General features: G+C 69.6%; 15 protein-coding genes. 8 read left to right on the forward strand and 7 right to left on the reverse strand.

Annotation, left to right across the window (positions count from 1 at the left end; translation table 11 throughout):
* Positions 1 to 161: 161 nt before the first annotated feature.
* The 5 genes from ACWGIS_RS17040 to ACWGIS_RS17060 all read left to right on the forward strand — a co-directional run bounded on the left by ACWGIS_RS17040 (position 162) and on the right by ACWGIS_RS17060 (position 4,154).
* On the forward strand, positions 162 to 800 hold the full coding sequence (locus tag ACWGIS_RS17040) for an HD domain-containing protein (protein ID WP_453363213.1): 639 nt from the start codon (positions 162 to 164) through the stop codon (positions 798 to 800).
* Positions 801 to 840: 40 nt separating this feature from the next.
* A complete protein-coding gene (locus tag ACWGIS_RS17045; protein WP_453363214.1) occupies positions 841 to 1,839 on the forward strand; it encodes a GlxA family transcriptional regulator in 999 nt (332 codons plus the stop codon).
* Positions 1,840 to 1,979: 140 nt separating this feature from the next.
* Entirely contained in the window at positions 1,980 to 2,618 is a 639-nt protein-coding gene (locus tag ACWGIS_RS17050; RefSeq protein ID WP_453363215.1) for an HD domain-containing protein, read from the forward strand.
* Positions 2,619 to 2,871: 253 nt separating this feature from the next.
* Positions 2,872 to 3,411 (forward strand): DinB family protein, encoded by a 540-nt coding sequence (locus ACWGIS_RS17055; RefSeq protein WP_453363216.1) that lies wholly within the window; start codon positions 2,872 to 2,874, stop codon positions 3,409 to 3,411.
* 353 nt (positions 3,412 to 3,764) lie between these two features.
* Positions 3,765 to 4,154, forward strand: a complete 390-nt coding sequence (locus tag ACWGIS_RS17060; protein ID WP_453363217.1) for a DUF6355 family natural product biosynthesis protein — start codon at positions 3,765 to 3,767, stop codon at positions 4,152 to 4,154.
* A 156-nt stretch (positions 4,155 to 4,310) separates the two neighbouring features.
* Here the strand turns inward: ACWGIS_RS17060 and ACWGIS_RS17065 are convergent, their stop codons facing one another.
* Positions 4,311 to 4,700, reverse strand: a complete 390-nt coding sequence (locus tag ACWGIS_RS17065; protein WP_453363218.1) for an HGxxPAAW family protein — start codon at positions 4,698 to 4,700, stop codon at positions 4,311 to 4,313.
* 93 nt (positions 4,701 to 4,793) lie between these two features.
* Here ACWGIS_RS17065 and ACWGIS_RS17070 point away from each other — a divergent pair, with 93 nt between their 5' ends.
* Positions 4,794 to 5,267: a MarR family winged helix-turn-helix transcriptional regulator gene (locus ACWGIS_RS17070; RefSeq protein ID WP_453363219.1), complete on the forward strand. Its 474-nt coding sequence runs from the start codon at positions 4,794 to 4,796 to the stop codon at positions 5,265 to 5,267.
* Between the two features lie 335 nt (positions 5,268 to 5,602).
* Here the strand turns inward: ACWGIS_RS17070 and ACWGIS_RS17075 are convergent, their stop codons facing one another.
* Positions 5,603 to 6,220, reverse strand: coding sequence for a TOPRIM nucleotidyl transferase/hydrolase domain-containing protein (locus ACWGIS_RS17075; protein ID WP_453363220.1), 618 nt, complete (start codon positions 6,218 to 6,220; stop codon positions 5,603 to 5,605).
* Between the two features lie 208 nt (positions 6,221 to 6,428).
* Between ACWGIS_RS17075 and ACWGIS_RS17080 the strand changes: the two genes are divergently transcribed.
* Both ACWGIS_RS17080 and ACWGIS_RS17085 read left to right on the forward strand, forming a co-directional pair.
* Positions 6,429 to 6,878 (forward strand): DoxX family protein, encoded by a 450-nt coding sequence (locus tag ACWGIS_RS17080; protein WP_453363221.1) that lies wholly within the window; start codon positions 6,429 to 6,431, stop codon positions 6,876 to 6,878.
* An 18-nt stretch (positions 6,879 to 6,896) separates the two neighbouring features.
* Positions 6,897 to 7,322 carry a hypothetical protein gene (locus tag ACWGIS_RS17085; protein ID WP_453363222.1) on the forward strand — a complete coding sequence of 142 codons (426 nt, stop codon included), beginning with the start codon at positions 6,897 to 6,899 and terminating at the stop codon, positions 7,320 to 7,322.
* Positions 7,323 to 7,417: 95 nt separating this feature from the next.
* Here the strand turns inward: ACWGIS_RS17085 and ACWGIS_RS17090 are convergent, their stop codons facing one another.
* The 5 genes from ACWGIS_RS17090 to ACWGIS_RS17110 all read right to left on the reverse strand — a co-directional run bounded on the left by ACWGIS_RS17090 (position 7,418) and on the right by ACWGIS_RS17110 (position 12,667).
* Positions 7,418 to 8,299, reverse strand: a complete 882-nt coding sequence (locus ACWGIS_RS17090) for an SDR family oxidoreductase (protein ID WP_453363223.1) — start codon at positions 8,297 to 8,299, stop codon at positions 7,418 to 7,420.
* A gap of 237 nt (positions 8,300 to 8,536) precedes the next feature.
* Positions 8,537 to 9,262, reverse strand: a complete 726-nt coding sequence (locus ACWGIS_RS17095) for a nucleotidyltransferase domain-containing protein (RefSeq protein WP_453363224.1) — start codon at positions 9,260 to 9,262, stop codon at positions 8,537 to 8,539.
* A 170-nt stretch (positions 9,263 to 9,432) separates the two neighbouring features.
* A complete protein-coding gene (locus tag ACWGIS_RS17100; protein WP_453363225.1) occupies positions 9,433 to 10,281 on the reverse strand; it encodes a carbohydrate ABC transporter permease in 849 nt (282 codons plus the stop codon).
* Positions 10,278 to 11,249 carry a carbohydrate ABC transporter permease gene (locus ACWGIS_RS17105; RefSeq protein ID WP_453363226.1) on the reverse strand — a complete coding sequence of 324 codons (972 nt, stop codon included), beginning with the start codon at positions 11,247 to 11,249 and terminating at the stop codon, positions 10,278 to 10,280. The genes ACWGIS_RS17100 and ACWGIS_RS17105 overlap by 4 nt, the downstream gene beginning before the upstream one ends.
* Positions 11,250 to 11,347: 98 nt before the next feature.
* Complete coding sequence (locus tag ACWGIS_RS17110) at positions 11,348 to 12,667, reverse strand: ABC transporter substrate-binding protein (RefSeq protein WP_453363227.1); 1,320 nt, start codon at positions 12,665 to 12,667, stop codon at positions 11,348 to 11,350.
* Between the last annotated feature and the right edge of the window lie 223 nt (positions 12,668 to 12,890).

The raw sequence follows: 12,890 nt of genomic DNA on the forward strand, positions 1-12,890 counted from the left end.
CGCCGACCGCGGCCCTCGTGCCGCACCTCCCGGCATCCACCTGTCTCTTTTCGGGCGGTTCCTGGCCGGACCGAAGCGGCGCCGCGGCCCGGAAGTGGGCATCGTCGGAACAGGACCCACCCTCCCCTCACAGCACAGTCACCCCGAAGGGCACACAGGCCATGGCCGAAGTCATCGCAGGCGTCACGGTTCCGGGGACGGCGGCGGCCGTCGAGGCCACGCGCCTCGTCCGGGCGAGCACCAGTCCCCTGCTGTTCCACCACTCCCGACGCGTCTTCCTTCTCGGCGCGCTCCAGGCCCGGGAGCTCGGGCTGGCCCCGGACCCGGAGCTGCTGTACCTGGCCGGCCTGTTCCACGACGTCGGTCTCCTGAAGCCCTTCGGCGACACGGAGCAGCGCTTCGAGCTCGACGGCGCCGACCACGCGCGCGCGTTCCTGCTCGACCACGGGTTCCCCGCCGACTCGGCCGAGGTCGTCTGGACGGCGATCGCGCTGCACTCGACCCCGGGGATCCCCGGCCGGATGGGACCGGAGATCGCCGCCCTGAACCACGGTGTCCTGACCGACGCGGTCGGTGTCGGTCTCGACCGGCTGGACCGCGCCCAGGTGGAGGAGATCACCGCCGCCCATCCCCGGGGCGACTTCAAGACCGAGTTCCCGCGGGCTTTCGTCGAAGGGCTCCGCGACCGCCCGGACACGACTTACGGGACCGTCAACCAGGACGTGCTGGAGGAGTTCGTACCCGGTTTCCGCCGTACGTCCATGATCGAGCGCATCATGGGTGCGGCCTGGCCGACGTGACCATGACGCGGCGGGCGCCCCATGAGAGAGGCGAGGAAGCATGACACCCCCGGCACACAGCGTGGGCGTTCTCGTGTTCGACGGCATGAAGATGCTCGATCTGTCCGGCCCGGCGGAGGTCTTCAGCGAGGCGAACCGCTTCGGCGCGCGCTACCGGCTGAGCCTCGTGTCGGTGGGCGGCGAACCGGTGCTCTCCTCCATCGGCGTGCGGGTGCCCGCCGACGCGGACGCCGCCGCCGCCGAGTCCTACGACACGCTGCTCGTGGTGGGCGGTGACCTGCTGCCCGCCTCCCCCGTCGCGCCCGCCCTCAGCGCGGCGGCGAAGGCACTGGCGGACAGGGCGGGACGGGTCGCCTCCGTCTGCACGGGTGCCTTCGTCCTGGGCGCGGCGGGACTGCTGGAGGGCAGGCGCGCGACCACGCACTGGCAGCACACCTCCGTGCTGGCGCGCAGCTGTCCTTCGACGCGGGTGGAGCCCGACGCGATCTTCGTCAGGGACGGCCGCACCTACACCTCCGCGGGCGTCACCGCGGGCATCGATCTCGCGCTCGCCCTGGTGGAGGAGGACCACGGGCCGGACCTGCCGCGGGAGGTCGCCCGCTCACTGGTGGTGTACATGCGGCGGGCGGGCGGCCAGTCCCAGTTCTCCGCCTCGCTGCAGGGTCCGGCCCCGCGCACCCCGGTGCTGCGGCTGATCCAGGACGCCGTCCAGGCAGACCCGACCGCCGACCACAGCCTCGACTCGCTGGCCGCGCTGGTCCGCGTCAGCCCACGGCATCTGACCCGCTTGTTCCGCGCCGAGCTCGACACGACGCCCATGAAGTACGTGGAGCTGATCCGGTTCGACATGGCGAAGGCACTCCTCGACGCCGGGCACAACGCGACGGAGGCCGCCTCGCTGTCGGGTTTCCCCAGCTACGAGAGCCTGCGCCGTGCCTTCGCGCGCCATCTGGGTCTCTCCCCGGCCCGCTACCAGCGCCGCTTCGCCACCACGTCACCGGATTCCGGCCGACCGGGCCGAACGGCCGCGCAGGCGTGACCGGTCCCCGAGGCCAGGCTGGCGCTCGGCACCGTGACCGTTCGTGAGGGCTTGTCGGCCGTCCCGCAGCGGACGCGGCGCCCTCGTCCGGCGGAAGCTGGCCACAGATCCCCCTCCGTCACCGCCAAGGGAAGGCAGTCATGACCGAGAACATCGCGGGCGTCGACATCCCCGACAGCAAGCTCGCCCAGGACGCCACCGAACTCATCCGCGACACCACCCCGGCCCTGCTCTTCCACCACTCCCGGCGCGTCTACCTGTTCGGCAGCCTGCAGGCGACCGCTCGCGGGCTCAGCCCGGACCCGGAGCTGCTGTACGTGGCGGCGCTGTTCCACGACACGGGTCTCGTTCCCCCCTACCGCAGTGACGACCAGCGCTTCGAGATGGACGGTGCCGACCAGGCTCGCGCGTTCCTGCTGTCCCACGGGCTGTCGGAGGGTGAGGCGGACACCGTGTGGACGGCCATCGCCCTGCACACGACACCGGAGGTGCCGTACAAGATGGCCCCCGAGGTCGCGGCGACCACCGCGGGCGTCGAGACGGACGTGCTCGGCCTGCACCTGGGCGACATCACCCGGGCACAGATCGACGCCGTCACCGCCGCCCACCCCCGGCCGGACTTCAAGCGTCAGATCCTCCAGGCGTTCACCGACGGCTTCCGGCACCGGCCCGACACCACCTTCGGCACGGTGAACGCCGACGTCCTCGAACACTTCGTCCCGGGTTTCCGCCGCACGGACTTCGTCGAGGTCATCCAGAAGTCCGCCTGGCCCGAGTGACCACAGCCCCGGAGCGTTCCCTCCGCCCTTCGGACGGGCGACATGGATGACCTGGCCCGCAGACTCCTCGGCGTCCACAACTGACGGTGGAGGCCGAGGAGTCGGCCGTCGTCGCCAGGACCGGGCAACGTCCGGGCGATGAATTCCGCCACGGGGAAGGGTCTGACAGTCGGTCGTGCGCGACCCGGAGCAGGCGGCTCCTCCACCCCGGACGCCTCCTCCGTACACCGGCCCGGACCCAGGAGACACCAGCGTGAGCGACATCGTGGACCAGAACGTCGTCCGTCCCGAGCGCGTACTGTCCGGCCCCTGGCCGACGGTGATCGCCTCGAATCTCGATCACCACCGGGCGACGTTCCTGTGGAAGTGCGAGGGCCTCCCGGACGCGCTGCTGCGCCAACGCGCGGTGCCCTCCTCCGCGTTGACCCTGCTGGGGCTCATGCGCCATCTGCAGGGAGTCGAACGTGCCTGGTTCCAGCGGACGCTCGCCGACGTGGCGGCTCCGCCGTACTTCCCCTACCGGACCTACGTCACCGCCGCCGGCGACGACTGGTTCGACGAGGCGGACCCCACGCCGGCCGATGTGGTGTACGAGGACTATCTCAGCGCCTGCGAGGAGTCGCGGAAGGTCTTCGCGCACGTCACCGCCGACCCCGGACGCCCGGTGTCCAGCCCGGAGTTCGGCACCACCGACGTCCGGTTCGTCCTGGAGCACGTGATCGAGGAGTACGCCCGTCACGTCGGCCACGCCGACCTGCTGCGCGAAGCCATCGACGGCGCCACGGGTGAGTAGCCCGACCGACGACGCCGACGGGCCCACGGTGCGGCATCGGCCGACCGACCCGTTCAGCACGCACAGCCGGGCCGCGCCGGGGCGAGCGGCGAGCAGCGCCTCGGCCGGTGAGGGCTTCGCGCCTGAGCAGAACGGTGAGCTGCCAGAGGCGCACGAAGCTCGCGGAGGCGGCGCCCCGCCCGAACCGATGCTGCTTCCACGTTTCACATGTCTTCGCCACTCATATCAGTGACACACAGTCATGACAGAGCCACGTGGCGTTACGATCTCCAAGCCGGTGAATGCCGATCGTGACTGCTGTCGCGGCGGGCAGGACCGGTGGCCACCGATCAGGCTCGTCACAAGGAGTGTTCGTGAAGCCCTTCCTCAACTCCGTTCGAGTCGCCATGGCGGTGGCGTCGAGCGTGCTCACCGCAACGGCGGTCGTGACCTCCTCGGGACCGGTCCACGCCGCGTCCGCGCACGCACCACAGGCCCGAGCGGCGGCCCCCTCCGCCGTACCCTGCGGCTTCTTCCGGTACAGCGTCCGGGACTCCCAGTTCGCCGCGTACAACCACTGCGGCGAGACGACGGTGCTGTTGCACGTCGACGTGAGGGGCGGGGGCAGCACGAACGACTACCACCTCTGCGTGGGCCCCAACCGCACGCAGCTGCCGGGCGCGGGGCCGAACTACCTCAACGCCTACTACATCGGCGGAGCGGGGTGCCACCTCGGCGACCGCAGCCCGCACTCCGCGCACTGACGCCGGCCGGGAAGCCCCACCTCTCCAAGCACCGCAGCCCGGATCACATCGATTCGGGCTGCGGTCGCGTTGTCTCGACTTCGCTTCGCGTCGTCATGGCCGGGGTGGGCGTTGCCCCGGCCGCGCCTACCGCGACTTGATCGCCGGTACGTCCGCTCACGTGACGGAGTCGAGCGCGAAGCGTTCCTCGTCGCCTCGGGCAGACGGGGACGCCTCCCGGACAACGGGCTCGGAACGGCGCCGGTCACGTCTCGCCACTCGACAGCCCAGGCAGCCCGCGTGCCCGCGCGCGGCTTCCAGGTCCTTCGTACGCCACTCCTGCCCGGCGAGTGGGCGCGGACCGCTCGGCTTGCCCCAGCCGGCCAGATGAAGCCCCCAGGTGACGAGGCCGGCGAGGGCGACGACCCCCAGGCCGAGGAAGAAGCCCGGCGCCCACGCCGCGATCATCGCGACGCCGGAGAGCGTGAAGCCGACGAGAGCCAGACAGGTACCCGTCCATCCGGCGGCCGTGTGGCCGAGGTCGTGGTCTCCGTGCATGCCGCTCATGGATCTCCTCGGGTCGGCTGTCGGTATCGTCGCGGCGTGAGTGAAACCATTTATCTCACGAGCTAAGTAACTTAGATGCTAAGGAGATTTCCGGTGAAGGGCAAGCCCCGCCCCGAGGCGACGCCGCAGCAGGCGCTGGACGCCATGGACCAGCTGATCGCGCTCGCCCTCGTCTCCCAGCACGACATCGCTCAGCGGCTGGGCCTGAACGTCACCGACCTCACCTGTCTGGGCCACGTCAAGGGCGCCGGCGAGCAGCACCTGAGCGCCGGGGACCTCGCCGAGCGCGCGAACCTCACCACCGGCGCGGTCACGGGCGTACTCAACCGTCTGGAACGCGCCGGATACGTCCACCGGCAGCCGGACCCCGGCGACCGCCGCCGTGTCCGTGTGGTCCTGGACGCATCGGCCGCCGCCCGGGTCTTCGCCGTGTACGGCCCGCACTACGAGCGGCTCGGCGCCCTCTTCGCCGACTACACCCCCGACGAGACGGCGGTCCTCGCGGACTGGTTCGTCCGGGCGCGTGCCGCCATGCAGCTCTCGCTGGACGAGATCCGAGAGCAGTGACGGGCGGGGTGGGAGGCAGCGATTCGTGAGCCGTGCCGCGTCGACGGCCTGCCGCTCACCGGCACCCGACGGTCGGCCGGCTGACTCGCAGCCCCGAATCGACGCAGGGCCGAGGTCACGTACGCAGCACGGTCGTTCAGCGGGCTGCCAGGGACCTGCGTCTGCGCGACGCACGGCGCGGCACAGGGCGCGTCCAGCGCCCGGATGTACGGCCCACGGCGGCCCCGGGGAGATGGAGACCGCAGGGCCTGCCCTCCCAGCGCAGGGGTGCACGACTCACGGCGTTTGGGGAGCCGCACGCCACCGAGGGCCGCCATCCGCGCTCGCCGCCAGGGTCAGAGGACGGCGAGAAGGCTGTCGAGCGGGGCGGGTACACGGTGGGGCGCGAGGGCCTCGACGAGCACACGGCCGTACTGGATCTTGCGCCCCTTCTTCGTGCCGAGGAAGCGCCGCAGTTGCTGAGGTGCGGGGCGGCCCTGCTGCGCGGGCTGCCGCAGGAAGGTCTGGAGTGCGCGTACGTCGCCCTCCGCACGGATGAGTTCCTCCACCCTCGCGACACCCAGGGCGCGGATCAGCTCGTCCTCCAGGTCGGCGACGCAGACGAAGAACTCCGCCCGTTCCGCCCCGGCCGGCCCAAGAGCGCGTGCGTAGTAGGGCTGCTCCCGCTCGTCGCACAGCCCCGTGAGGCGCAGGCCCAGGCCGGACGGTCCGAGGAGGCGGGCGAAGCGCCCGACGCTCATCGCGCCGCCCATCGACAGGACACAGACGCCCTCTGCCGTCAGGTTCCTGCCACGGCTCTCGGCCAGTGCGTCGACCGCGGCCACGTCGCTCGGACCTTCGAGCAGGACGGCCGTCCGGACGGGCAGCAGCGCGGCCAGCTCGCGCGCGGTGTCGCCGGGACCACCGGCGGCCCATCTTGTGACCGCGTCCCGAAACGCCCCCATGTCAGCCATGGCACGAGTCTCCGCCCTTCGCGTCCGCCGCGACACGGAATTTCCACCGGCGGGACGATCAGCGACGCGCGGCCAGGCGAATCTCCGGCGTTGCCGCTGAACGCGAAGCGTTGTGCATCCGTAGAGAGGCCGGGAGACTCTCTCCCCTCGGCCGACGACCGGCAGGACCGGCGTGACACCGGGCCCCGGCCACACCTCAGGAGTACCGATGACCACAACGCGCCTCACCCAGTGGCTGACGACGCGTCAGCCACTCGTGCTGGGCCTCTTCCGCATGGTCCTGGGCCTCTTGTTCGCCAGCGAGGGCGCGGCCACGCTCTTCGGAGTGCTCGACCGGAAGGCCAGCCCCGTGGGCGACTGGCCGTTCTGGTACGCGGGGGTCATCGAGCTCACCTGCGGCGTGCTCGTCCTCCTCGGCCTCGCCACGCGCGGTGCGGCCTTCCTCAGTTCGGGCGCCATGGCCTTCGCCTACTTCACCGAGCACCAGCCGGACGGCGCCTTCCCCCTGCAGAACGGTGGACTGGCCCCGGCGTTGTTCTGCTGGGGCTTCCTGCTCCTGGTGTTCTTCGGCCCGGGCGCCCTGTCCGTGGCGGGCCTCCTCGGGCGTGAGGACACCGCGCGGCCTGCCACGTCGCGGACGGCCGAGCCGACTCGGTGACTCGTCTCCTGCCGGCCGGTGACCCGGCCGGCAGGAGGATCCTCTCAGCAGGAACTCCCGCAGGACGACGAACTGCTCGAGCACGACGACGAACTGCTGCCGCACGAGGACGAGCTGCTGCACGACGATGAACTGCTACCGCAGGACGACGAGTTGTTGTCGCAGGACGACGATCCGCTCCCGCATGACGAGCCGGCGTGCGCGGTACCCATGACGTACCAGGACGCGTCATGGGTCGCGCTCGCGTTCGTCCATGACCCGCTCGCGCTGGAACCACCGACGCGCGCACCGGTGTGGGGTCGGCCCGGCTCTCGGAGCGTCGCCTGCCTGCGGAGGTCGTCCCAAGCGCGTCGCCAGGCCCGTCGCACCATCCACGTGCACAGGACGGCCACCCCTCCGGCCACACCCACCACGAGCAACAGAATCAGCATGATCTCCCCCTGAACGTCGGCAAGCGCATCGACTGCTGCCAGCGTGCCCCGCGCGACCACTCCCCCAAGCGTCCTTTGAGCAAGCCCAGAGCTTTCCGCCCGGTGACCTCAGGAAACGTCGACGAGCCGGGGCCGAAGCCGTTCGTGGGCCCAGGCGGCCAGCGTGGTCGGTGTCGTGGTCCTGACGCTGCGGGGCTGTTCGGGTACGAAGTCCTCACGCAGGCCGGTCGACATGCCGAGGATGGCGTCGATCGCCTTCCCGCCCAGTCCGGCCCGACCGAGCAGGCCGCGCATCGCGTCGTCCGTGATCCGCTCGACGCCGATCCGCCGACCGGTGGATTCGGTGAGGATGTCGGCGACCTCGCGCCAGGTCAGGTCGCCGGGGCCGTGCACGGCTTGCACATGGCGGCCGGACCAGCCGGAGGAGAGGAGACGCGTCACGGCGACCTCGGCGATGTCACGAGGTGCCACCCAGGGCATGGGATGGTCGAGGGGCAGGATCACCTGGAGGCACCCGGCCCGCAGCGCGTCGAGTTGCAGTTCGAGGTTGGTGAAGAAGTACCCGCAGCGCAGGTGCGTGACATCGACGCCGATACCGTCCAGCGCGACCTCGGTCCGGGCGAGGCCGTCGATCTCACCGGCGCCCTGCCGCTTCTCGGCACCCACACTGCTCTGGAAGACGACCCGCCCGATCCCGTTCTCGGTAACGGCGCGGACCACGGCGGCAGTTGCGCGCGCGTGGTCCGCGAGGGGATCCTCGCCGCCGGGCGTCGGGTTCACCCAGAACAGTGCGTCGACGTCGTTCGTGGCGGCCGCCACCGCGTCGGCGTCGTGTTGGTCGACCTGAACGGGATCCACCTCGGCCCGCAGGTCAGGCTCCAGACGCGCCGGGTCGCGCAACAGGACGCGAGGCCGGACCCCGGCTCGGACCAGCATGGCGACGACATGGCGGCCGACGTTGCCGGTGGGTGTGGTGACAGCGATCCGCATCGTCTCTCCCTCTCCTCGGTGACGCCTGCGCACGGTAGACGGCAAGGCGGCCTGGAGCTGTCCTACATCGACGGCCCACGACGGCCCCGGCCGGGACACGCCCCGCAGGGCTGTTCGAGTCGTCGGTTCGTTCGAGCGAGCGGCTGGCCGAAGAGCGGCAACGGCACCACCGAAGAGACCAGGACCACGAGGCAGACCTCCAGGATGAGCCGGACCGGGAGGCCACAGGTGGCAGGGTCACGCGCGCCAGGGCTGCGCGTAGCCCTCTCTCAACGGCCCGCCCACACAGCGCAGTACGTCCTCGACAGCGGTCGCCAACGGGAGCGGGTCGGCGTTCTCCGCCACGGCTCGGTGGCCGTCCAGCAGCGCCTTCCCTCGTACCGAGTCCGCGCTCAGCAGCCTGCGAGGCAACCACTTGCCGATGCCCGTCCAGGCCCCGTGGTGTGCGGTCAGCAGGTGAGCCGCCTCTCGCAGGGCGAAGTCGGCGAGGACAAGCTGCTCATGCCGGTTGCCCGCCGGGCTGTCGATCAGGTCGTCCATCAGACAGGTGAGCCCGTACCGGCCCCGGTCCCATTCCGCCGACGTGAGCGGAGGCGGTCCCATGGCCAGCACGGCGCGGGCTTGTTCGCGCGTACGGAAGACGTGGTCGTGCGGGTCGAGCAGAGTCAGGCCCTGGTCGTAGAGGAAGAGGACCGTACCGCGGCGGCGGGCTCTGTCCCACTCGAAGAACTCCCGTAGGTCGGCGAGGGTGTTCAGAAAGAGCTCCACCAAACGGCCCTCGTGGCGTATCACCTCTCGACGGGTGACCTCCGTGTCCGGCAGGAGGACGGCCACGTCCAGATCGCTGGTCTCGGTGGCCCGCCCCTGGGCTGCCGACCCCCCGAGCAAGGCCCCCAGCGCATCCGGAAAGCGGGACGTGACAAGGCGTAGAGCCTGAGCGGCAGAAGTTTCCCGATCATGCATGGACGCTCATCGTGCCAGCCGCACCGAGCGCATACCAGAGGGCGAGGAGTCGCCCGCGGCGTCCGCTCACGCCACCCGTGTGACGCGGCGACCGGTGGACACCCTGCCTCGGGATCCGCCGTGAGGGTGTGACCGCGGCTCCGCCGGCGATGTCGCGGAGCCGCGTCGTGTCACTTCGTCGCGCCCCGCGCGAACCCGTTGTAGATGTAGCGCTGGAGGAAGAGGAACACGAGCAGGGTCGGGACGATCACCAGGATGGTGCCGGCCGAGATGTTCTCCCAGTGCGCTCCGAAGGGGCCCTTGAAGCGGAAGAGGGCGGTCGAGATGGTGCCCAGCTCTTCGGAGGGCATGTAGAGGAACGGGATGTAGAAGTCGTTGTAGACGGTGATGCCCTTGATGATCACCACCGTGGCGACGGCCGGCTTCAGCAGCGGCAGGATGATCTTCCAGTAGATGGTGAACGCGTTGGCCCCGTCCAGTCGGGCCGCCTCGTCGAGCGAGACCGGTATGCCGCGGATGAACTGCAGGAAGATGTAGATCGAGACGATGTCCGTGCCCATGTACAGCAGGATCGGCGCCCAGAGACTGTTGAACAGGCCGAAGCTGTTGACCACTTGGAAGGTGGCGACCTGCGTGGTGACTCCGGGGACCAGGGTGGCGATCAGGAACAGCGCCATGACCGGCTTCTTCGCCCGGAACACGAAACGGTCGATGGCGTACGCCGTCATCGAGCCGATGAGGACCGTCCCCGTGATCGAGAACAGCAGGATGAACGCGGTGTTCCCGAAGGCCGTCAGCATCTTGCCGTCGGTGAACGCCGTCGCGTAGTTGCCGAAGTTGAGCCAGTTCCCCGGCAGGGACAGTGCGCCTCCGTCGGTGACCTCCTTCGACGTCTTGAGGGAGGTCAGGAAGACGACGACGAGCGGCACCATGATGATCAGCGACGCGACGATCAGGGACAGGTAGGTCAGTGCCGGTGCCACGCGGCGGCGGGACCGGGTGTGCGGGGACGCGGTCATACGAGGTCCACCTTCTCGTCGGGCACGAGGCGGCGCTGGATCCAGGTGATCAGCAGGATGATCAGGAGCAGGACGACGGCGGCGGCCGACGCCAGGCCCGTCTTGTTGAACTGGAAGGCGAGCTTGACCGTCTGGATCACGAAGGTCGACGTGCCGGTGGCGCCGCCGGTCATGATGTAGGGGATCTCGAAGACCGACAGGGAACCCGAGATCGCGAGGATGACGCTGAGACTGAGCACCGGCCGGATGCTCGGCGCGATGAGATGGCGGAACTGCTGCCACCGGGTGGCTCCGTCCAGTTGGGCCGCCTCGTACAGTTCCGCGGGGATCGACTGGATCGCACCCAGGAACAGGACGAAGTTGAGCCCGGAGTAGCGCCACACCGACACGCCGGCGAGCGAGGTGTTGGCCGACGCGGGGTCGCCCAGCCACGCGTGGCCGGAGCCGGCTCCGAACCAGGACAGCACCGAGTCCAGCGTGCCGCCGTCCTGGAAGAAGTACAGGAAGACGAACCCGATGGCGACGCCGTTGACGAGGTAGGGGAAGAACAGGATCCCCTTGAAGAGGTTCCGGAAGCGCAGGTCGAAGCTGAGGACGGTCGCGAAGTACAGGGCGACCACGATCTGCACGGCGGACGCCGCGAGGTAGTAGGAGCTGACGAAGAACACCCGGAACAGCTCCGGCCTGGTGAAGATCTGCCGGTAGTTGTCGAAGCCCGTGACGTTCCGGTCGGGGCTCACTCCGTCCCAGTCGGTGAAGCTGTAGAAGACCATGTTGCCCACGGGCACGTAGGTGAACGTGACCAGCAGGACCAGGGGGACCGCGAGGAAGAGCCACGGGGTGAGGCGGCGCAGCAGGCGCCCGTTCCGCGGTCCGCCGCGGGGAAGCGGGGGGCGGCGCGCCGTCCGGCCGGGTGGGGCGGCGGTGCGTGGCACCTTGGCCGGTGCCGTTTCTGTCGTCTCGGTCATGTCGGGCCTTTCGTCGTCCGCTGGTCCGCTACGGGCGGTCGGCCCCGTCCGCCGGTCCGGGCGGGGCCGTACTGCTGGAGGGCAGGGTCGGCCGACGGTCAGGAACCGGCGGTCTCGGCCGCCTCGTTCCACCTCTTGTCGAGGTCCGCGAAGAAGTCGTCGAGGCTGCCCTTCTGCGCACCGCGCGCGGTGTCGACGAGCTTCTGCCGGTAGTCCGGCTTCGTGAGGCCGATCTCGGCGGCGTTGTCTATGGAGTTGACGTCGCCGGTCTTCGCCTCGGAGCGCTCCAGGAAGGTGACATCGTTGTCAACGAAGTCCTTGAGCGTGCTCGGCATGGCGGCGGACTTCAGGGCGGGGACGGCGCCCTCCTTGGCAGAGAAGCCGGACTTCTCGGTGAACCAGTCGATCCAGGCCCGGGCGGCGGCCTTCTCGTCGGAATGGACGTTGACCGCCTGCTGGTAGTCGGAGGCGAGCATCGCGCAGTACGTGCCGTCCTTCTGGGTCGGGAAGGGCATGAAGCCGATGTCGTCGGGGTCGGTGCCGGCCTTCTTCGCCGCGTCGCGCATCTGCGTGATGGCCCAGGACCCCAAGTGCATGGTGGCGACCTTGCCCTGGGCGATCAGGCCCTTGGACGACTCCCAGTTGGTGGTGTTGGGGTCCTTCTCGGACAGGTCACCCTTGACGATGTCGTGGAGGAGCGAGTCGATCGTGTGCAGCTCGCCGCCGCGCTTCCACGGGGAGACCGGTCCGGCGAGCTTGTCGTTGGCCTCGGCGTCGCAGGTGACGGAGCCGATGTTGTTGCTCCACGCGGTCAGCGGCCATCCGTCCTTGAAGTTGGTGTAGTAGGGCACGGCGTCCGTCCTGGACTCGATCGCCTTCAGGTCGGCGACGAACTGCCCTGGCGTGGTGGGCCACTTGGTGATGCCGGCCTTCTTCCAGACGGCCTTGTTGTACAGGAAGCCGTTGGCGGTGCCGAAGGTCGTGACGCCGTAGACCTTGCCCCCCACCTCGGTCTTGTCACTGAAGCGGTACTTGGAGCCCAGTTCCCCGGCCGAGCCGAGCGGGGCGAAGAACTTCGGGTAGTCGTTCTTGGCGATGACGGCCGGGATCATCAGGACGTCGCCGTAGTCCTCGGTGTTCATCCGGATCTTGACCTCGCCCTCGTAGTCGGTGAGGGCCTCGAACTTCACCTTCACCTCGGGGTAGATCTTGTTGAACTCGGCCGCGTACTTGTCCATCGTCCCGTTCTGGACGAGGTCGGTGCGGTGCGTCAGGACCTTGATGGTGCCCGAGGCGTCGGCGGGGTCGGCGGGTGCCTTCGCCTCCTCGCCGGACGCGGCGCCCTGGCCACTGCATCCGGCGACGGTCAGGATCGCGACGGCCAGAAGCGCTCCCGTCAGCGTCTTCTTGTTCCTCATGCGCCCAGCTCCTTCAGGTGTGCGGCTCAGCTCTGCGGGTGGGATGTCGGCACTATGCCAGTAGGCGGTTAACCGGTAAAGCTCAGATTTCCAGCACGATGCCCAATCGTTACCGGAGCGGTCACCGCATAGCCCATCACGTGCACTGATCGCGGACACGACCGGCCAGAGAGGGACTAGACCGGTTTATGGACAGAGCTTGATCAGCGGGCTAGGTTGACGG

Source organism: Streptomyces sp. NPDC054842 (genome assembly GCF_053611025.1).